This is a genomic window from Paenibacillus sp. FSL H8-0048 (assembly GCF_038002825.1).
GTDB lineage: Bacteria > Bacillota > Bacilli > Paenibacillales > Paenibacillaceae > Paenibacillus_AQ.
Genome location: NZ_JBBODF010000001.1, coordinates 4,653,669 through 4,673,241, shown reverse-complemented (window position 1 = coordinate 4,673,241; position 19,573 = coordinate 4,653,669). Strand labels below are relative to the sequence as shown.

Annotated in this window: 18 protein-coding genes; 2 read left to right on the top strand and 16 right to left on the bottom strand. The window is 53.8% G+C overall.

Annotated features, from left to right (window positions below; translation table 11 throughout):
- Positions 1-14: 14 nt before the first annotated feature.
- From NSU18_RS19945 to NSU18_RS19925, 5 genes are all read right to left on the bottom strand, one after another.
- Entirely contained in the window at positions 15-839 is an 825-nt protein-coding gene (locus NSU18_RS19945) for an ABC transporter ATP-binding protein (RefSeq protein ID WP_341015568.1), read from the bottom strand.
- Between the two features lie 19 nt (positions 840-858).
- Positions 859-1,689, bottom strand: a complete 831-nt coding sequence (nikC, locus tag NSU18_RS19940) for a nickel ABC transporter permease subunit NikC (RefSeq protein ID WP_341015566.1) — start codon at positions 1,687-1,689, stop codon at positions 859-861.
- The gene (locus NSU18_RS19935) at positions 1,686-2,633 is read right to left on the bottom strand and encodes an ABC transporter permease subunit (RefSeq protein WP_341149848.1); all 948 of its coding nucleotides are present in this window, start codon (positions 2,631-2,633) and stop codon (positions 1,686-1,688) included. The genes nikC and NSU18_RS19935 overlap by 4 nt, the downstream gene beginning before the upstream one ends.
- Positions 2,634-2,655: 22 nt before the next feature.
- Positions 2,656-4,275 (bottom strand): nickel ABC transporter substrate-binding protein, encoded by a 1,620-nt coding sequence (nikA, locus tag NSU18_RS19930; protein ID WP_341149847.1) that lies wholly within the window; start codon positions 4,273-4,275, stop codon positions 2,656-2,658.
- Positions 4,276-4,453: 178 nt separating this feature from the next.
- Positions 4,454-4,813, bottom strand: a complete 360-nt coding sequence (locus NSU18_RS19925; RefSeq protein ID WP_341015560.1) for an ArsR/SmtB family transcription factor — start codon at positions 4,811-4,813, stop codon at positions 4,454-4,456.
- 141 nt (positions 4,814-4,954) lie between these two features.
- Here NSU18_RS19925 and NSU18_RS19920 point away from each other — a divergent pair, with 141 nt between their 5' ends.
- Positions 4,955-6,367 (top strand): MFS transporter, encoded by a 1,413-nt coding sequence (locus tag NSU18_RS19920; protein ID WP_341149846.1) that lies wholly within the window; start codon positions 4,955-4,957, stop codon positions 6,365-6,367.
- A 117-nt stretch (positions 6,368-6,484) separates the two neighbouring features.
- Here the strand turns inward: NSU18_RS19920 and NSU18_RS19915 are convergent, their stop codons facing one another.
- The 9 genes from NSU18_RS19915 to NSU18_RS19875 form a co-directional block, all read right to left on the bottom strand.
- Positions 6,485-6,652, bottom strand: a complete 168-nt coding sequence (locus tag NSU18_RS19915; RefSeq protein ID WP_063829067.1) for a CxxH/CxxC protein — start codon at positions 6,650-6,652, stop codon at positions 6,485-6,487.
- A 103-nt stretch (positions 6,653-6,755) separates the two neighbouring features.
- A complete protein-coding gene (locus tag NSU18_RS19910; RefSeq protein ID WP_341149845.1) occupies positions 6,756-8,552 on the bottom strand; it encodes a M3 family oligoendopeptidase in 1,797 nt (598 codons plus the stop codon).
- Between the two features lie 553 nt (positions 8,553-9,105).
- A complete protein-coding gene (gene cydC / locus NSU18_RS19905; RefSeq protein ID WP_341149844.1) occupies positions 9,106-10,914 on the bottom strand; it encodes a thiol reductant ABC exporter subunit CydC in 1,809 nt (602 codons plus the stop codon).
- Positions 10,911-12,680 (bottom strand): thiol reductant ABC exporter subunit CydD, encoded by a 1,770-nt coding sequence (gene cydD, locus NSU18_RS19900; RefSeq protein WP_341149843.1) that lies wholly within the window; start codon positions 12,678-12,680, stop codon positions 10,911-10,913. The genes cydC and cydD overlap by 4 nt, the downstream gene beginning before the upstream one ends.
- Positions 12,680-13,693: a cytochrome d ubiquinol oxidase subunit II gene (gene cydB / locus NSU18_RS19895; protein ID WP_341015550.1), complete on the bottom strand. Its 1,014-nt coding sequence runs from the start codon at positions 13,691-13,693 to the stop codon at positions 12,680-12,682. Before cydB ends, cydD begins: the two co-directional genes overlap by 1 nt.
- 3 nt (positions 13,694-13,696) lie before the next feature.
- Positions 13,697-15,085 carry a cytochrome ubiquinol oxidase subunit I gene (locus NSU18_RS19890; protein WP_341149842.1) on the bottom strand — a complete coding sequence of 463 codons (1,389 nt, stop codon included), beginning with the start codon at positions 15,083-15,085 and terminating at the stop codon, positions 13,697-13,699.
- 224 nt (positions 15,086-15,309) lie between these two features.
- Positions 15,310-15,540 carry a cold-shock protein gene (locus NSU18_RS19885; RefSeq protein ID WP_036699797.1) on the bottom strand — a complete coding sequence of 77 codons (231 nt, stop codon included), beginning with the start codon at positions 15,538-15,540 and terminating at the stop codon, positions 15,310-15,312.
- 90 nt (positions 15,541-15,630) lie between these two features.
- Positions 15,631-15,831 (bottom strand): cold-shock protein, encoded by a 201-nt coding sequence (locus NSU18_RS19880; RefSeq protein ID WP_019914582.1) that lies wholly within the window; start codon positions 15,829-15,831, stop codon positions 15,631-15,633.
- A gap of 392 nt (positions 15,832-16,223) precedes the next feature.
- Positions 16,224-17,471 carry a S1C family serine protease gene (locus NSU18_RS19875; protein WP_341015546.1) on the bottom strand — a complete coding sequence of 416 codons (1,248 nt, stop codon included), beginning with the start codon at positions 17,469-17,471 and terminating at the stop codon, positions 16,224-16,226.
- A 355-nt stretch (positions 17,472-17,826) separates the two neighbouring features.
- Here NSU18_RS19875 and NSU18_RS19870 point away from each other — a divergent pair, with 355 nt between their 5' ends.
- Positions 17,827-18,033, top strand: coding sequence for a hypothetical protein (locus NSU18_RS19870; RefSeq protein ID WP_341015545.1), 207 nt, complete (start codon positions 17,827-17,829; stop codon positions 18,031-18,033).
- On the opposite strand, the gene NSU18_RS19865 is transcribed toward NSU18_RS19870, so the two are convergent.
- Both NSU18_RS19865 and yycI read right to left on the bottom strand, forming a co-directional pair.
- Positions 18,002-18,808: an MBL fold metallo-hydrolase gene (locus tag NSU18_RS19865; RefSeq protein ID WP_036699804.1), complete on the bottom strand. Its 807-nt coding sequence runs from the start codon at positions 18,806-18,808 to the stop codon at positions 18,002-18,004. The genes NSU18_RS19870 and NSU18_RS19865 overlap by 32 nt on opposite strands.
- A gap of 16 nt (positions 18,809-18,824) precedes the next feature.
- Positions 18,825-19,565 carry a two-component system regulatory protein YycI gene (yycI, locus tag NSU18_RS19860; protein WP_340750554.1) on the bottom strand — a complete coding sequence of 247 codons (741 nt, stop codon included), beginning with the start codon at positions 19,563-19,565 and terminating at the stop codon, positions 18,825-18,827.
- Between the last annotated feature and the right edge of the window lie 8 nt (positions 19,566-19,573).

Genomic DNA, 19,573 nt, shown 5'->3' with positions numbered 1-19,573 from the left:
TGCCGCCATTCCGGTCATAGCTGGCCCCCTAACTGCGGACTAAGCTGGAGCAGCGGCCTTGCTGCCAGCAGCTCCCGGGTATATTCATGCCGGGGATGGTCGAACAACTCGAATACATCAGCGGTCTCAACAATCCGCCCGTGCTGCATGACCGCAACTTCATCAGCCAGCTCCGCAATGACGCCGAGGTCATGGGAGATCAGCAGAATAGCAGTTCCATGCTCCTGGCGGATCCGGTCCAGCAGCCGCAGCACCTGAAGCTGATTAGACACATCCAGAGCCGTAGTAGGTTCATCGGCAATGATCACGGAGGGCTTCAGACACAGGGTGAGCGCCAGCATCACCCGCTGGAGCATCCCCCCGCTCAGCTCATACGGATACTTTCCCAGCAGCGCTTCGGGATCGGGCAGATTCACATCGGCCAGGGAACGGATCATGCAGGCTTTGGCTTCTTTTTTCCCCAGCTTCATATGTGTACGTATCGACTCCACGAATTGCGCACCAATGGTATACACCGGAGAGAAGGCCGTCATCGGATTCTGCATAATCAGCGCAAGACTACTGCCGCGAAGCCTGCGCATGTCCTTCTCCGGGAGTCCGTTCAGCTCACGGGTATGCAGCCGGATACTGCCTTCGATCACACTCGTCTGCCGGTCCAGCATCTGGAGGAGCGCCAGTGACGTAACGGTTTTTCCGCTGCCGCTGCCTCCCACAAGACCCAGCACACGCCCCGGCTTCAGCTCCAGGTTAACGTCCTCTATGAGGGGCAGAACTCCTGAAGCTGTCTCCACTGATACCTTCAGATTCTTCACCTGCAGCACATATTCCGCTTGTTCCATGATTCGCTCATTCCTTCTTTCAGGAGCCTCGTTTGATCCCGTACCGTTCAGACAGCGCCTCGCCAAGCAGATTAAACGAAGCAACAACTATAATAATCATCAATCCCGGATAGAGCATCAGCTCGGGATGATTGCGGATGAAGGATTTCCCTTCGTTCAGCATCGCCCCCCATTCCGGTGTAGGCGCCTGGACGCCCAGGCCCAGGAAGGACATCGCGGAGATATCCATAATCGCCCAGCCCATCTCAAGCGTCCCAATCACCACAATCGACGGCAGAATGTTGGGAATCAGGTGTCTGCTCATGATCTGCCAGGGGGAGGAGCCGCTGATCCGCGCTGCCGTGATGAAATTCCGCTCCTTCAGGCTGACAATCATATTCCGGAACATCCGGGCGAAGTACACCCACTGCACCAGCATCAGCGCAATAACCAATTGTGACAGGCCCGGCCCCAGAATCCCGATCAGACCGAAGACCAGAATCATACTGGGAAAAGACATAATGCCATCGCACAACCGCATCAGCACAGCATCCAGCCACCCGCCGATGTACCCCGAAACCACTCCTGCGAGGAGTCCCACCCCTAAAGAAGCGGCAAAAATAAGTGAAGCAAAGCCCAGCGAGATCCGTGTTCCATACAGCAGCCTGGATAGATTGTCCCGCCCCAGCTGATCTGTCCCCAGAAGATATTCCCACGAGGGCGGACTGAGCTTCGCTGCCAGGTTCACCCGTATCGGGTCATGCGGTGAGATCCACGGAGCTAACAGGCCAGCAAGACCGAACAGGATCAGCAGGCTGCCGCAGAGCATGATCACTCTCTTGCCTTTGAAGCGGCTGCTTAAGTTATTCATCCTTGGCTGGCCCTCCCTTTACGCGCAATTCGCGGGTCCAGGAAGAGCTGGAGCAGATCGGCGAGCAGATTGCTCCCGGCAATCACACAGACCGAGAGCATGACATAGCATTGAATCACCGGAATGTCACGGTTAATGATCGCTTCAATGAAGTACCGGCCGAAGCCCGGCCAGGAGAATACCTGCTCTACGATAATCGCTCCTGTCAGCAGCTTCCCCAGATTGATGCCCAGTCCTGTAATAAGCGGTGCTATGGCAATTCTCAGCACGTATTTATACAGAATCACATGTTCCTTAATCCCTCTAGCCCGGGCATAACGGACATAAGCCTCCTTCAGCTCCTCCAGGACGGTCGTCCGCAGCAGGCGCGCGTAGATGGCAATCAGCCAGAGCGCCAAGGTAATCGACGGAAGAATCAGGTGCTGCACAGACCCTCTGCCCTCCACAGGCAGCCATTCCAGCTTGACCGAGATGAAGAACATCAGCAGATAGCCGATCCAGAAGACCGGAATGCAGGCACCGATATAGGCGAACACCCGGATGATGTGGTCCACCTGCCGGTTTTTGTAAATCGCCGCTAACACCCCGAGCGGGATGCTAACCACCAGTGCCAGCACGATGCTGGCAGATGCAAGCTGAAGCGTTGCGGGCAGCTTCTGGGCAACCTCTCCCCATACGGGCATATTGGACAGGTAGGAATGGCCGAAATCCAGCCGGAGCAGCCGGCCAACTGATTGAACATATTGCGTCAGCAGCGGCTGGTCCAGCCCGAATTCATGCCGCTTGGCCGCCAGCACTTCATCATCCGGCTGGATATGGGCCGCTGCCAGATAGGCCTCAGCCAGGTCGACCGGCCCCACCCGGATCATCACGAACATCAGTAGTGAGGAGAACAGAAGGATGGGGATGATCGCCAGCACTCTTTTTCCGATATATACGCCCACTTAGAACCCTCCTGCGTGACTACTACTTCTTCTCAATTCCATGAAGCGGGTATTCATCCCGGTTGGACGGGAACTTGAATTCAGCCACATTGTCCCGGTACACTGCCATCTGCTTGATGTAGGATATCGGAAGGATTGAAGACTGTTCCTGCAGCGTAGTGAGCACAGAGCCGAACAGCTCAGTACGGACCTTATCGTCTGTTGTTGCCATGGCTGCTTTGATTTTCTTATCAATCTCAGCCTTCATTGGCAGAGCCGCCAGGGTATCCGAGACCCCATAGCCCGGCTGAACCACAGCCGTCATGAAGGAATGCGGGTCATATGGCGCACCAAAGGTCGAATAGAAATTCATATCGAACTCATTGGCCTTTCTGCGCTGGATGTAGACGGTCAGCTCGACGCCGGTGATTTTCAGATTCACACCGATTCCCGCCCATTCCGCTTGCAGGGTCTCCGCCATCGCCTTCATCGTCTGATCCGCCTTGTCATACATCAGCTCCAGCTCAAGCTTCTGTCCATCCTTCTCCCGCACGCCCCCACCTGAAGGCAGCTTCCAGCCCGCTTCATCAAGCAGAGCATTCGCCTGCTCCACATCATATTTCACCGGAGTTACCTTGAGATTGGCATAAGGCAGATTCGGCGGCAGGATATTGTCTGCCTTCTCCTCCAGCCCCAGCGTCACTCCTTCGACCATCGCTTCCTTATTGAAGCCCATGCCAAGTGCCTGACGGACCTTAAGATCAGCAAGCTTCGCGTTCATGGTATTCAACACCAGATTGCGGGTTGCAATCGGCTCAGACAGCTTAGTGACGTACTTCCCGGTGCTCTCAAGCTCCTTGTAGGCGTCATAGCTGATGAGACCTTCGCCGTAGATCAGATCCAGATCCCCTTTTTCAAAAGACAGCACACGCGTCTCCGCATCCGGGATCACCTTCACCACCACCTTGTCCACCTTCGGCTTATCGCCCCAATAGTACGGATTCGGTGTAAAGGTTGCCGATTCATCCTTCTTATACTCGCTTAGCACCCAAGGTCCGGTTCCAATCGGGCTGCGAATGCCCTTGGACGTATCGCCATCCTCGGGGAAGCCCGCCTCGCCAAGGAAGCGTACCGGCCGCACTACTGCAAGATCATACAGTGCCGGATAATACGACTCTGTCAGCGTAAGCCGGAACGTAGTGTCATCCACCGCTTCTGTCTTCTCAATCAGCGGGATCATGCCCAGCCACGTGTGCAGCTTCTTATTATGTAAGACCGCATCCATATTCTTCTTCACCAACTGTGCGGTAAAAGCCGTTCCGTCCGAGAACTTGACGTTGCTGCGGATCTTGAATGTGTATACCTTGCCATCCTGTGACAGCGTCCAGGATTCGGCCAGAGCGGGAACAAGCTTCCCGTCCTGATAACTGACAAGCGGCTCATAGATCATAGATTGGGCCAGCAGCTGGGACGGATTATATAAATGCGGATTCATCGGTCCAATATCCCGGGGCCATGCCATTGTAAGGGTCTTCGTGGCTTGCGAGTCTCCGGCAGCCGATGATTTCTCCGTAGTATTCGATGAACAGCCTGCAGCGGCCATGGATATAACCAATAATACGAGCAGGCCTTGCAGCAGTCTTTTACCTTTAGATGCGAACATAGCGTTGACTTCCTCTTTTCTAATCGAGAATGATTATCAATACAATTTAAAATATTACTGTACCCGATACAATTCTGTCAATGGTAACGGTTGTATGCTCTGTACATACCAAAAAACCACCCCAGAACCTGGAGTGGCGATGATCTCATACGGTATATGTCATGCGTTATATAATTAATTATCCCTGTTCTTGCCCTTCTTCTTCCGGCTCCCCGAATCCCTCGTCTGGGCCAGGACTGACGTAAGCCTGCAATACGGAATCCAGCAGCCCGGGGAACCGCTCGTCCAAATCTTCCGTCCGCAGGGACAGAATGCGCTGGGTACCCTGCACCCGGGTATGAATGACACCCGCTTCGCGCAGCGTCCGGGCATGGTGGGTCAGCGTGGACTTGGCAATCGGCACCTTGAAGCTGTTGCAGGCCTTGGGGCCGTGGTTACAGATCTCCGACACTACATATAGGCGGATCGGGTCGCTGAGTGCATACAACACTGAGGCGAGTTGAATGTCCTTGCGGTCGGGATGATGGAGCTGCTTCATGAATAAGACTCCTTCAGAGTATATAATAGTAATTCTTTTCACGATGATTTCCTAATTGCATTTTACATTAGTGCATGCTATATTTCAATAGTTCGTAAGTAATCGAACAATACAATAACTTAATGAAGGAGTGGCTTTCTCATGACCTCATCACCTGCTTCTGAGGGCGATCAAGAGCATTCAATGGCTGCTCCGCAAGCAGCTCTTCCACGAGAAGGATTGCTAACTCTGCTATTCAGCATTGCTGTCGTGCTCGTGATTATGAACACAGCGATGTTCAATCTGGCCCTGCCCGATGTAACCGAGACCTTCGGCATCACCGCAGCGTCCGCCTCCTGGATTGTAACCGGGTATTCCATCATGTTCTCTATTGCCTCAATCACATACAGCCGGCTCTCGGACTTCCTGCCGATCCGCCGGTTGCTGATTATCGGGCTGCTGACCCTAGGGCTTGCTGCTGTGGCCGGATTCTTCAGCACCAGCTTCATCTTCCTGCTGATTGTTCGTATTCTGCAAGCCTCAGGTGCAGGCGCCGTGATGTCGCTGTCTCTTGTCCTGTTCACCCGCTACATTCCGCAGGCTAGGCGCGGCAAAGCCATGGCGACGATCATGTCGGCCGTCTCCCTGGGACTCGGTCTGGGCCCGGTAGCCGGCGGCTCCATTGTTGAATACCTCGGCTGGACCTGGCTGTTCGCAGTCACTGCCGCCATTCTGTTGCTGGTGCCGCTATTCCTGATCCTGCTGCCCAAGGAAGTTCCGGCTAGCGGCTCATTCGATGTTCTGGGCGGAATCTTCCTCGGCGTAGGTACCACAGGTCTTCTGCTGTTCCTGACCAGCGGACTGTGGATCGCGCTGATCGCCGGCATCGCCGCGATTGCCCTATTCGTAGGGCGTATCCGCACGACCCCTGATCCATTCGTGCTGCCCGCGCTGTTCAGCAACCGGTCCTATCTGGTACTGGCACTGATCGGGGTTGCCTCTTACCTGTGCAGCTTCGCTACCCTGTTCCTGCTGCCGCAGATTCTGACTCACCGCTTCGGCTTCAGCGCCAGCCATGCCGGCCTGGTCATCTTCCCGGGCTCATTGCTGGCCATCTTCGTCTCCCGCCTGGTCGGGCGGATGATTGACCGCTACGGCAACACCGGAATTCTGCGCTTCGCACCTCTGCTCGTTCTGGCCGCCACCGTATTGTTCGCCCTATTCGCCGGACAATCATGGATCGCCGTCATGCTCGTCTACATGATCATGAGCCTGTCCTTCACTGTACTGTCGAGCAGTGTGTCGAATGAAATCTCGCGCATCCTGCCTGCTTCGCAGATCGGCTCCGGGATGGGGCTCTTCCAGCTGCTGCAGTTCTTCAGCGGTGCCTTCAGCGTAGCAATGGCCGCCAGCGCCCTGGAATGGCAGCGCAGCCTGCCGCTTCAGGCCGCTTACTCCAACATCTACTGGGGCTTGTCCGTTGCAGCAATCGTGGCGATTGGCTCCGCCTTTATCTACCTGCGGGGCAGTCAGCGCAGCCCGCTGTCCGAGATGGCGAAAGCCGCAGACTGCTAGATAACAATACTTTTAATGTAATGCTATATCCGCAACTATACCTTTCACACATACGCCCGCACGCCAAAACACCCTGCAGCCTTCACGGCCACAGGGTGTTTGTTATTCCGGCCGCCCTCAGACGACCAGATATTCTGCATTTCGTTCACATTCCGCACATTTCGCCGGCGGGTCCCAGTCCGAGAACTCCGTCTCCTTCAGATCGACTACATCTGGTGCATCCTCGTACTCGTCCACAAATTTGTCGATGGCCAGCTCTACGTGTTCCTTACAGACTACATACATTCAATCAAGCATCCCTTTCTGTGCCGCTGCGGCGTAGACTTATACTACTGTTCTACCACACTTCCCTGCAAAAAGGAACCTCCCGCAGCGCAAAACCCGGGCCTTATTCCCTCCCCGTAAACTTCTGGATATCCCCGGCAATGAATCCGAGCGCCTCCTGCCAGAAATCCTGGGAATGCACATCAATATCCATCAGCATGGCAGCGTCTGCGATGCTCCGGGTACTGGTTGCTGAGAGGAACTGTTCATAGCGGCTCACGAACGCCTGGCCCTGCTTTTGGTACTGGGCATACAGCCCCTTGGAGAACAGCAGCCCGAAGGAATACGGGAAGTTCAGGAACTCATTGCCTGCCATATAATACCCTGCCTTGCTAATCCACTGGTAGGGATGGATGGACCCGGGCAGTACACTATCCCCGTAAGCGGCAGCCATCGACTCCAGCATCAATGCGTTCAGCTCCTCTAATGGAAGGGGACCGGATAACCGGCGGGCATAGAGCGCGCGCTCGAAGCAGTATCTCGCATAGAAATCGACAATATAATACCCCGCATCCGAGAGACTACGTTCCAGGATCGCATCCGCTTCCTCCGCAGGCAGCGAGTTCAAGAGTTCAACATGAATCAGACTCTCGCAAAAAATCGACGCGGTCTCCGCAATCGGCACCGGATAATCCATGTTGACCATCGTATGTCCTGCAAGGCGGCTGGTATGATACGCGTGCCCAATCTCGTGGGCCAGCACACTCACATCTATATATTGGCCGTGGAAGCTTGTTATGATCCGGCTCTCTCCAATCGGGACGATATCGACACACATCCCGAAATTGCCCTTCCCGCTGCGAGGCTCGGCATCAACCCAGCGTTCCCTGAACACCTTGCGGGCGAACCCGCCCAGCTCGGGGCTGAACCTGCTGAACCCCGCGATAATCATCGCCTGGGCCTCAGCATAGGTTACGCGGACTGAAGACTCCGTACCCATGGGCGCAAAAACATCCCAGAACGGCAGCTGTCCCCCCGCATGCCCCAGCCGCACAGCCTTCCCGGCATAATATTGCCGGAAGACCGGCAGGCTCTCCTGGATGGCCTGAAGCATCACCTCCAGCGTCTCCTGATCCATCCGCGCTGCTTCCAGCACCTTATGCAGCGGGGAGACATAACCCCTCAGCTCATAGACGGCAGCCGCCTCACCGGACACAGCATTAATACAAGCAGCACTCTGCTCCGCAACACTGCGGCAAGCCTTATGCTCTGCTTCTGCCGCTGCCTGCCGTACCACAGGATCAGGGTCGTAGACCAGATTCCGCAGCTCCGCCAGTGTCACACTGCGGGTAACTCCACCCAGTTCCAGATCGGTGCGCAGTGTGGATAGCGTCTGCATGTACAGCCGCTCCCACGCCTTCGAGCCGGTGTTCTGCATCCGGGCAATGACCGCTTCGCCTTCCGCGCTAAGCATATGCTGCGATTTGCCCTGTAATCCGCGCAGATAGAAGCCATGCTGCTCCAGATAAGCGCTGGAACGGAGACTCCGCTCCAGTTCACCCGCGCTTACCCCCGCCAGCCACTTGCTGAAGCGGACCAAAGCTTCACCCGCCCCGCTGGTCACCTCTTCCAGCTCGTCCATCAGATTCACAGCTTCCTCACACTGGCTATCCGCACTGAACCGCAGCTCCGCATAGCTGAACAGACGCAAAAATAGCTGTTGATACGCATTATATTGTTTAAGGAACTCTTCCATCAGGTCTGCAGCGTCCTGCCCGCTAACGGGCTGCGAGGCCGACCATGTATTCAGCTCCCCGGCAAGGCTCTCCACCTGCCTGCGGTCCTGCTGAAATCCCTCCGACTCGAACGAGGGATAGATCCGGTCCAGATTCCATGTTAATTCGCATGTTGTTGATTCCATTGATTAATCTCTCCTTATTTATAATCGCAGGAGCCCTCCGTTATCACATGCTTCCACCCCGTTCTAATTGATATATTTCCAGGATCGACCAGTTAAGTGTACCTTAATTTCCCGGGTTTGTCCTATCCACCGGACATGTACAGGATTATATCCGGCCCACACACCCCTGCACCCGCCCAATGTGGCCGGTTTTCCGATTACATCCGGCCCGCATACCCCAACTCCCCCATTGTGGCCGGTTTTCCGAGCATCCGGCCCGCATACCCCAGCACTCGCCCAATATGGTCGGTTTTCCGATTACATCCGGCCCGCATACCCCTGCACCCGCCCAATGTGGCCGGTTTTCCGAGCATCCGGCCCGCATACCCCAGCACTCGCCCAATATGGTCGGTTTTCCGATTACATCCGGCCCGCATACCCATGCACTCGCCCAATGTGGCCGGTTTTCCGATTACATCCGGCCCACATGCAAAAAAGCTCTTCCTGCCCCCAGCGGGACAGGAAGAGCTTTTCAGTTGCAATCACACACTTACCTCGGCTCTAATCCTAGCCTCTACACACCATCTGCCCCATTCAGATATTGGCCCGGCCGGTCCAGCTCATAGAGCTTGCGGTAACGCGGCTGCTGCTTCATCAGCTCGGCATGAGTGCCGCGCATTTCCACTTGGCCATTCTCCATGAAGATGACCTCGTCCATCTGCTCGGCGCCCACCAGATGATGCGTGACCCAGATCAGCGTCTTGCCGGCCATCGCCTCGAACATCGTGGCCAGCAGCTCGCGCTCCGTGCGCGGGTCGAGGCCAACGGTGGGCTCGTCCAGCACAACCATCGGCGTATTCTGCAGCAGAATACGGGCCAGGGCCATCCGCTGGCGCTCTCCGCCGGAGAAGCGCTGCCCCGCCTCGCGTACCGGAGTATCATAGCCCTCCGGCAGCGAGGAGATCAGCTTATCCAGCTTCGCCAGGGCTGCCGCCTGCTGGACCGCTGCCTCCGAAGCCCCCGGGTCCCCGAGCCGGATATTGTTCGCCACCGTGGTGTCGAACAAATGCGGGCTCTGGTTCAGCACCGCGATGAGCTGCGGAATCCGCTCACCGTAAGCCGCAGCATCGATCCCGTTAATCGTCACGGAGCCGACGGTGGGCGCAATCACGCCCTGCACCATCTTGAGCAGTGTCGATTTACCGGCTCCGCTGCGGCCGATTACGGCAATCTTCCGCCCCTGCGGCAGCGCAAGGTCAAGCTCCTGAACGGAGAAGTCGTCACCTGCCGCATAGCGGTAGCCTGCCGACTTCAGTTCAATATGAACCTGTCCGCTGGCCTTGGCAGCCTTGGCAGCCTCGGCAGCAGCAACGGCCTGAGCCGCAGCTTCGGCATTCCTGCCTTTCTCCGCCTCAGAGAGTACACCCTCCGCCGGGGGCTCCACACCCTCCAGCCGCTCCAGTGAATTCCGGTATTGCGGAATTTTCTCCACAGCCTCGGATACGGGCAGGAAGGCATCCGCCACCGGGAAGACCACCAGCACGAACGCTGCGATCAGCGTTCCGGCAATCGCCCCCTCAGCATACTGTCCAGCCGCCCAGTATAATAGAGACAACACGGCCAGTCCGACCACCGCCTGCCCGATGAACATACGCAGCCGTGCCCAGCGCCGCAGCGAACCGTCTATGCGGGCAACCGCCTGCTCGTCCGCTTCATACGTATCGACGAACTGGCTCTGCCGTCCGCTGATGACCCAGTCACCTAGTCCGAGCACAGCATCTGTCAGCTTTTGATACAGCCGGTTACGCTCCTGCTTCACCTGACGCTGACGCTTCTGGGTAAGCAGGAGGGAGATCAGCGGTAATACGACAACCAGCACCAGCATATAGAGTCCCATAAGCAGAGCAAAAGCCACATCGAACGTCCCAAGCGCAATCATCGCCGCTGCATAGATCAATAGCGCGATAATACCCGGAAAGACTGTACGCAGATACACATTCTGCAAATATTCGATATCATCGGCCAGCATACCGAGAATATCCCCGGTACGGAAGCGCGAGGACAAGAACAGCGCCTGCGGCTCCAGCATATGGTACAGCCGGACCCGCATCTTCGACAGAATGCGCAGAATCGTGTCATGTCCCACGAGCCGCTCGACATAGTGGATAACAGCCCGGCTGGTCCCGAAGGTGCGCACACCGACAATAGGGACATAGATCATCAGTATATTTTCCGGCGGAATCGAGGCCTTCGAGATCAGGAAGCCTGAGGTGTACATCAGCGAAGACGCTGAGAAGATGGTCAGTGCGCCCAGCAGGATGATCAACACGAACCGCCAGAAGTAGGCAGAGTAATAGGGAGCAAACCATCCTTCACGTTTCAATGGATTCCCTCCAATTGACTTTGAATAAGCTCATAATAAGCACCCCGCCGCGCAGTCAGCTCGTCGTGTGTGCCTATCTCAGCTACCCGTCCCTGCTGCATAACGACAATCAGATCCATGTCGATCATCCAGTGCAGGCGGTGTGTAGCCAGGAATACCAGCTTGCCCTCGAACAGCGGCAGCATCGTCTCCTTCAGCTCATATTCCGTCTCAATGTCCAGATGGGCCGTCGGCTCATCCAGCAGCATAATCGGGCGGCTGCTCAGCAGAGCGCGGGCCAGAGCCACGCGCTGCTCCTGCCCGCCGCTGAGCGAACGGCCGCCGCCCCCGATCATCTCGTTCAGACCTTCCGGCAGTGAGGACACCAGCTTCGATAAACCTGCTGACTCCAGCGCAGCAGCTACAGCCTCCTGCGAAGCCTCCGGATAATAGAACCGGACATTGTCAGCCAGCGTGCCGCTGAAGATGTAAGGGCGCTGCGGAATATAGGCCGTCTGCTTCCGCCAGCCCTCATCGGTCAGCGCACTGACCAGGCTTCCATTGATCGTAAGGGTTCCGGAGGTTGGATGAAGGAAGCCGCCCAGAATGTCTACCAGTGTAGACTTGCCTGCGCCGCTCTCTCCGATAATACCAATCTTGCGGTACCCGCTGAATTCAAGATGAACAGCTTCGAGCGACGACACTCCGTCCGCTTCATAGGTCACGCCTACCCCGTCAAGCTTCAGGTGGCTGTTATTGTTCCACGTGAAAAAGTCGCCTGACCAAGCTCCGCCAAGGCCCGCCATCTCCTTCTGCCCACCCGGCTCCAGCAGCTTCGCCTGGACTGTCTCACGGTCAATAATGCTCTTCATCGCTTCACCGGCTTCCTTACCATCCAGTGTGGCATGGAAGTCTGCACCCACCAGCCGTACCGGCAGGAAATACTCCGGCGCGAGAATCAGAATCGTCAGTCCGGTAACCAGCGTCATCTGCTCATTGACCAGACGCAGACCCAGGCTTACCGCTACCGAAGCAACAGACAGCATGGTGAAGAAATCCAGTGCGAACGAGGACAGAAAGGCGACTCGCAGCGTACGCATAGTTGCTGAACGGTAGCGGTCACTGACTTTGGCGATACTCTCACTGTGACTGCGGCTTCGTCCAAGGAATTTCAGCGTCTCCAGACCGCGTAGCGAATCCACAAAGTGATTCGATAAGGTACGGTAAGACTTCAGCTGACGGTCCATCTGCTTGCGGGCCGTCATCCCGATCAGGATCATGAATACAATAATGATCGGCATCGTTAAGGTAAGAATGACACCGCTGGACGTATCCAGGGTGAACACATAGACAAGCAGCAGAGCGGGTGTTACCGCCATACCGACCATCCGTGGAATAATCAGCTCCAGGTACGCGCGGAACTTCGTTACTCCTTCAAGCACTAATGTGACCATATTTCCGGTCCCCCGGTCGCCAGCCAGCCTTGGTCCCAGCTGGAACAGCTTGTCCATCATCTGTCTCCGCATGCTGCTGCCGGTCGCTTCCGCGAAGCGGTACGCCGCCCGGCTCATCAGCATAGCACAGGCATGACGCACAAGAAACGCAAGAAGGAACAAGAGCGCTCTAGCCCCTTGTTCCTTCAGCGGTTCTCCCGCAAACAGCGCAGAGACAGCTTCTGCCAGCGACTTCGCCAGCAGAAGAATGGAGAAGCTTTGCACCAGGGTCAGGAAGCCAACCAGCAGAAAGACAGGCTTAACTCCTTTATACCCAAGCAAATTTTTATCCATTAGTATTCAAGATGCTCCTTCTCATGAACCCGTTTGTGGAAGATGAAATAACTCCAGATCTGATAACCCAGCACGAACGGCAGCAGAGTCAGCGCTACAATCGTCATCACCTTCAGCGAGTATTGGCCGGAGGCTGCATTCGTAATCGTCAGGTTGAACGCCTGATCCAGCGAACTGATCATAACCCGCGGGAACAGTCCAATGAAGATCGAAGCAACAGACAGCGCCATCACAGCACCAGTCATTCCGAAGGCATAGCCGTCCTTCTTCTTAGTCATGAAATATCCTGCCAGCAGATAAGCGGCTGCACCCAGAACAACTACAATCCATAGCAGCGTTCCGCGTTTATCGAAGATATCTGTCATAGTATACGTCATTACAACGAAGGCTACCAGCAGCGCCGCCAGTGGAATCAGCAGCTTCTGGGCCAGCTTACGCGCCCGTTCCTGCAAATCTCCGAGCGTACGAAGCGTAGTGAACATCAGGCCGTGTACCAGACACAGCAGAACAACCGTAATGCCTGCAACTACCGTATACGCATTAACGATATCGAAGAATCCGGCATACATCTGCATATCCTTGTCAATCGGCAAGCCCTTGATGAAGCTGGCGAATACCACGGCGAGCAGGAACGGCGGCAGGAAGCTGCCGAAGAAGATGCAGACATCCCATGTTTTCTGCCAAGCCTTGGAATCGCGCTTACCTCTGAACTCGAAGGCAACACCACGGGCAATCAACGCCAGCAGGGCAAATACAAACGGTATATAGAAACCGCTGAACAGCGTAGCATACCAATGCGGGAAGGCCGCGAACATTGCACCGGCACCCGTAATCAGCCATACCTCATTCGCATCCCAGAACGGCCCGATCGAATTGATCAATATCCGGCGTTCCGTGTCATTCTTGGCCAGAATCTGCGTCTCCATCCCTACACCGAAGTCGAAGCCTTCCAGGAAGAAGAACCCGACGAACAGCACCGCAATCAGCAGAAACCATAATTCATTAAGTGACATTGGTTAGCCCTCCTTGTTATACGGATCGTGGGATTCACCGTGTTCGTTATCCATAGCATAAGGACCTTTTTTGATCACTTTGACGAACAGGCCAACCAGCACTGCACCCAATATGGCATAGATCGCGGTAAAAGAAATCACCGAGAACAGTACCTGTCCGCTGGTAATATTAGGCGATACACTGTCTTCTGTAGTCATAAGTCCGAATACAGTCCATGGCTGACGCCCGATCTCTGTCATAATCCAGCCGGCCGTGTTGGCAATCGGCGGAAGCAGCAGTCCCCAGAACATGAAGCGCATGAACCAGGTATTGGGTCTGTCCATCTTTTTGCGCCACATGAGGTAGATAGCATATACCCCAAACAGCATCATCAACGTGCCGGCAGCAACCATGATCCGGAAGCTCCAGAAGGTTGTTTTGACCGGCGGAATATAATCTCCCGGTCCGTAGGCTGCTTCATACTCCTTCTGCAGCTCCAGCATCCCCTTCACATCACCGGAGAATTTGCTGTAGGACAGGAAGCTCAGCAGATACGGAACCTGAACTTCATTGCTGTTGGTCTGGTTCTTCACATCGATATTGGCAAATACCGTCCAAGGTGCCGGGTCGCCGCTCTCACCCCACAGCGCTTCGGATGCGGCCATCTTCATGGGCTGTGTCTCTACCAGATATTGAGCCTGTGCATGTCCGGCAACCGCAACGCCGAAGGAAGAGATAACCCCTACAATGGCTGCAATCTCGAATGATTTCCGGAAAAAGGCGACGTCCTGCTTCTTAAGCAATTTGTAAGCACTGATCCCTGTTACCAGGAAGGCGCCTGTAGCGTAAGCGGCAAGCACTGTATGCGGAAATTCCACCAGCAGCTGGCCGTTCGTAATCAGTGCGAAGATGTCATTCATCTCAGCACGGCCATTGCTAATCTGGAAGCCCACCGGATGCTGCATGAACGAGTTAGCCAGCAGAATCCAGAATGCCGACAGCATTGTCCCGAAGGCTACCAGCCAGATGGATAATAGGTGAATCCGCTTGGACACCTTATCCCAGCCGAAGATCCAGATTCCGATGAACGTGGACTCCAGGAAGAAAGCCAACAAGGCTTCAATCGCAAGCGGAGCCCCGAACACATCACCGACGAAGCGCGAATAATCGGACCAGTTCATTCCGAACTGGAATTCCTGCAAGATTCCTGTTACTACACCTACTGCGAAGTTAATCAGGAACAGCTTCCCCCAGAATTGCGCCATTCTTTTGTACTCTTCATTGCCCTTTCTTACGTACATGGTCTCCATAATGGCAATTATGAGCGCAAGTCCGATCGATACTGGCACAAAGAAATAATGAAAAATTGTCGTCGACGCAAATTGTATACGTGACAGCAGTACTGTATCCATATTTCTCCCCTTCCTTCTCCCCATTTCGTTATGTCTATTTTGTCAAATTTCTATCACTCAAAGTGTGATGATTATCACATTATACGCCCCGTTTAGGCATAAAAAACAATAAATTTGTGACAAATATCACAATATTGCGCTTAAAAGCAAAAAAAATAAGACGGATTCACCGTCTTGAATGTGTCTCTCATATATAAGTTGTCTTGACTCATAAAGGTATTGGTCTAGGTAATGGAAATACCTTTCTTAAGCGATTTGAGATCGCCATTTGAATTAAGCAATTGCGGCAGCATCTTCATGCTACGAACCATTGGGGAATGACAGAGACGGCAGGAAGGTGCATGTTCAAATGCGAAATTATCCCTCATCCATCCATTACAATCCTCATTGGTGCAGGCCCAAATTGCGGTATTTTCTTCCGGTACTTCCTCCAAAGGCTTTTTCCGGTAGTTCATTGCCGTTCCTCCTTCCTTTATGTTGCAAGCAAGTAATGATAAAAAAAGACCGTCCCAACTTTCACAAGCGGGGACGGTATCTTCTATTAATTACAGTTTTACAACGTTTTCGGCTTGTGGTCCACGGTTGCCTTGAACAACGTTGAATTCAACGCGTTGGCCTTCGTCCAAAGTTTTGAAGCCGTCGCCAGTGATTGCGCTGAAGTGAACGAATACGTCGCTTCCGCCTTCAACTTCGATGAAACCGAATCCTTTTTCTGCGTTGAACCATTTAACTGTACCTGTTTGCATGTGTGTTACCTCCACAAATTTAAATTAATATGTTCTTTTTATCTTCAGACAAAGAAAAAATTCACACATTGAGAAAGGTTGTAGCTTTGGTTGACAGCCCTTTTCAATGCGAGAATAAGGTATCAATGTAAGAATAATTTCATGTTACCACACCTTAATAACAAAGGCAAGCTGTTCTATCCTAATTTCTCCGTTTTTTCCCTTATAAGGACTACTTCCCAATGTAAGGGCTACCAGTCGCATTAAGTCGTAATATTTATACCCATTACTACCATTTACCCCATTTATTTATTCTTGAAACAGCCCCGCCCTTTTCTTTTTTATGAAAAGGACGGCTTGAACTATTTCCGTAATCGTGACTGCCTCATTATTATATACGGCCATTTCCAATTTTATTCCTCTGGCTTTTCAAGAAGCTGGACTGTTGTCTGTTTCACTTCACCATCACGGTAGAAGGTGATTTTCAGCTTATCTCCGATCTTGGTATGATCGTACAGATATTTGCGCAGCGACAGCGTGGAAGTAATCGGCTTATCGTTGAACTTCGTAATCACATCGTTAAGCTGCAGGCCTGCATCCTTCGCCGGTCCCACAGCATCCAGAACCACAACCCCATCCGTTACTGTAGACGGAAGATTAAGCTCCTTGCGCTGATCATCGGCCAACGGCACATACGGATTATTCAGATCCACTGAATAGACGCCCAGGTATGACCGGGCTATACGGCCTTTGGAAGTAAGCTCATTGGCTGTCTCCACTACACGATTGGCGGGAATCGCAAAGCCCAACCCCTCTACCCCCGTATCGGAGATCTTCATCGTATTGATACCAATCACCTTACCGTCCAGATCCACCAGTGCGCCCCCGCTGTTGCCCTCATTAATGGCCGCATCCGTCTGGATCACTTCCTGCTCCCAATCGTACACGCCGTCCTGGTTCAGTGATACCGGTATCGTCCGCTCTGTGTAGCTGACAATACCGGAAGTTAATGTATCCCCGAGCCCTAGCGGGTTACCGATGGCAATGACTGTCTCACCCAGACGCAGCTTGGAGGAATCCCCGATCTCAGCAATCCGGTCGATCCCCTTGCCGTCAATGGAGAGCACAGCAATATCACTCACCTTGTCGGCGCCCACCAGCTCCGCCTTGTGTGTCACGCCGTCTACTGTAACCACTTCCAGCTTGCCGGCACCCTCAATGACATGGTTATTGGTAATGATAAAGGCCTTATTGTCGTCCTTCTTATAGATAACTCCCGAGCCTAGAGCGGATTCATCGAGAATATTAAGTTCCTTATTGTCTTTTTTATGATTAATGATGCTCACTACCGCAGGGCGGATATGTGCAGCAGCCTGAATAATCCGGTCATACGGATCAGCGCTGCTCGCAGCCACCTTATCAATAACCACCGGGGCCTGAATTCTCTCCGTGGTGAACTGTCCCGTTACCAGACTGAACAGCAGCACAGCCGCTACAGCACTGCAGACAGAGCTGATCAGCGAGATCTGCCAGGTTGCCAGCGACCGCTTCGATTTGCGGACAGCCCACTTGCCGTCAGCATATCCGCCGGTTGATTTAGATTTGCCGCTTTTGCGCCGTGACACCTTGGTTGAATAGAAATCATCATCGAATAATCCCATGTTACACTCTCTCCCCTCTATTGCCACCGCATTCACGACCTGAACGCCAAGCAACCACGCCCGAGCTTAACCGCTATATCTCTTAGACTTCACGAAGTACTAAAAGGTTTCACTTGATTTATTCACCACATTCCAGTGGGTTCTAAGCGCAAGGGATGTCTATTATTCTAATAAGCTACTAAAAAGTTAACAGCTTGTATCCGGAATATTTTGCAACTTAAAAGACTACAATAGAATTAGAACGCTCTATATGATTGTATCACAGGCAGCCGCGCTGCCCACATGTTTTCTATGTTAAATAAATGTAAATTATTCACAGCCTCACTATAACCTATTTCACAAGGAGGTCCGGACTATGGAGTCTTTTTCAACAAGTAAGGATCTGGTTCAGTTCATTGGCAAGCTGGGGGACCTTAAGGATGAACATTATCAGCTGATTCTTGTCCAGCATGCAATGATTGAGCTGTTAATTGATAAAGGCCTATTCTCCCGCCAGGAGCTGGAGCACAAGATTACCGAGGTTGACCGCCTTATGACTGACTCACCTTATCCCATGGCGTAGGCCGGTCATAGTAGGTATCACAGAGCCTGAACTCACTGTCTTTGTAAAAGCAGCCCCGGTCCTCCATCGCCCCGCGCACGGACATCTTCGCCAGATCCATCATATTATGGTCTCTGCTCAGATGGGCCAGATAGGCGCGCTTGGTCCGCCCGCTCAGAATCTCGCTGAGCGCTGCGCCTGCCGCCTCATTGGACAGATGCCCCAGATCGCCGAGAATCCGCCGCTTCGTATTCCAGGGATAACGCCCCATCCGCAGCATTTCAATATCATGATTTGACTCCAGCACAAGCACATCGGCATCCGATATAGCCGTTCTCACCTTGTCGCTGACATACCCGAGGTCTGTCGCTACACACAGCTTCTCCTTGCCGTCATAGAAATTGTAAGCTACCGGCTCCGCAGCATCGTGGGAGATGGCGAAGGATTCCACCCGCATACTGCCGAAATCCCGGTGCTGCCCGGTCTCCATAATGACCCGGTTATGCTCCTCAATCTTGCCAATCCCCTTCTCTATGGCTCCCCAGGTGTTCGAATTCGCATAGATCGGAAGATTATACTTGCGGGCCATCGCGCCCAGCCCCTTAATATGATCCGAATGCTCGTGCGTCACAAGAATCCCGTCCAGCTCCGCTCCCGTCAGCTCACGCATAGCCAGCAGCTCGTCAATCCGCTTCGCGCTTAAGCCCGCGTCGATCATAAGTGTGGTCTCGCCGTTACGCACCACTGTCACATTCCCGGTAGAACCGCTGGACAGTACTGTAAATGAAATCCCCATATCTCTCCTGCTCCTTCTACTCTGTTGTCTTCGGACTGATAATGTCCGCACTGATCGCATCCATATAGTAGGCGCTGCCGTCCTCCAAGATGAACCGCCACATCGGCGAAGCCACCTGGCTCTCGGAGTTGAACAGCTCACCGTAATAACCCAGCTCAATCTCCTTCACTGCGGCATCTGCAGGGAAATACTTCTCGATCAGACTGCTAAGCGCCTGTGAAGCCGGGAGCACCTTCTGCAGATCCTCGCTCCGGCTTGCTGCAATCTCAATCTTCGGCCAGCGGTAGGCCACAATCTTTTGATCACTGTTAATCAGCTCCAGCCGCACTCTGAACAGGGACCACTTGTTATCCACCAGCGGATGCAGGACGAACTTGCCCACCTCGCTCTCCTGTGAATCGAACCGGTAATTGGCAATGTCGGGAATCTGGCTCTTCAGCAGATTGCTCAGCTCCGAGAACGAGGAGTACATCAGCTTGCTGTCGATCGGCTCCTTAAGCTTCACAGGCAGTTCATTCTGCTCTTCGGCCGAATAACGGTACGTGATATCAGGCAGCTGTGGAGTACCAGCCGGAATCGGGCACAGCAGCCGGATGTTCTTCTCTTCCATCACCGCCTGAGTCTCAGCAGACAGGGAAGTGAAGTCAAGTCCGGCGCTGACCTGATCACGCACATCAATCCATAGCTGATAGCACAGCAGCAGATTCAGCACCAGAAAAGCATATATCAATACACTCTTGGCCCTTCCCCAGTCCATAACGTTCC

Excerpts from the sequence above, each read along its gene's own strand:
- NSU18_RS19910 (WP_341149845.1), bottom strand. The coding sequence starts at position 8,552 with ATGGAATCAACAACATGCGAATTAACATGGAATCTGGACCGGATCTAT.
- NSU18_RS19920 (WP_341149846.1), top strand. The coding sequence starts at position 4,955 with ATGACCTCATCACCTGCTTCTGAGGGCGATCAAGAGCATTCAATGGCT.
- cydB (WP_341015550.1), bottom strand. The coding sequence starts at position 13,693 with ATGTCACTTAATGAATTATGGTTTCTGCTGATTGCGGTGCTGTTCGTC.
- NSU18_RS19875 (WP_341015546.1), bottom strand. The coding sequence starts at position 17,471 with ATGGGATTATTCGATGATGATTTCTATTCAACCAAGGTGTCACGGCGC.
- NSU18_RS19915 (WP_063829067.1), bottom strand. The coding sequence starts at position 6,652 with ATGTATGTAGTCTGTAAGGAACACGTAGAGCTGGCCATCGACAAATTT.
- NSU18_RS19885 (WP_036699797.1), bottom strand. The coding sequence starts at position 15,540 with ATGAACTACCGGAAAAAGCCTTTGGAGGAAGTACCGGAAGAAAATACC.
- yycI (WP_340750554.1), bottom strand. The coding sequence starts at position 19,565 with ATGGACTGGGGAAGGGCCAAGAGTGTATTGATATATGCTTTTCTGGTG.
- NSU18_RS19865 (WP_036699804.1), bottom strand. The coding sequence starts at position 18,808 with ATGGGGATTTCATTTACAGTACTGTCCAGCGGTTCTACCGGGAATGTG.
- nikA (WP_341149847.1), bottom strand. The coding sequence starts at position 4,275 with ATGTTCGCATCTAAAGGTAAAAGACTGCTGCAAGGCCTGCTCGTATTA.
- NSU18_RS19870 (WP_341015545.1), top strand. The coding sequence starts at position 17,827 with ATGGAGTCTTTTTCAACAAGTAAGGATCTGGTTCAGTTCATTGGCAAG.
- NSU18_RS19925 (WP_341015560.1), bottom strand. The coding sequence starts at position 4,813 with ATGAAGCAGCTCCATCATCCCGACCGCAAGGACATTCAACTCGCCTCA.
- nikC (WP_341015566.1), bottom strand. The coding sequence starts at position 1,689 with ATGAATAACTTAAGCAGCCGCTTCAAAGGCAAGAGAGTGATCATGCTC.
- NSU18_RS19880 (WP_019914582.1), bottom strand. The coding sequence starts at position 15,831 with ATGCAAACAGGTACAGTTAAATGGTTCAACGCAGAAAAAGGATTCGGT.
- cydD (WP_341149843.1), bottom strand. The coding sequence starts at position 12,680 with ATGGATAAAAATTTGCTTGGGTATAAAGGAGTTAAGCCTGTCTTTCTG.
- NSU18_RS19890 (WP_341149842.1), bottom strand. The coding sequence starts at position 15,085 with ATGGATACAGTACTGCTGTCACGTATACAATTTGCGTCGACGACAATT.
- NSU18_RS19945 (WP_341015568.1), bottom strand. The coding sequence starts at position 839 with ATGGAACAAGCGGAATATGTGCTGCAGGTGAAGAATCTGAAGGTATCA.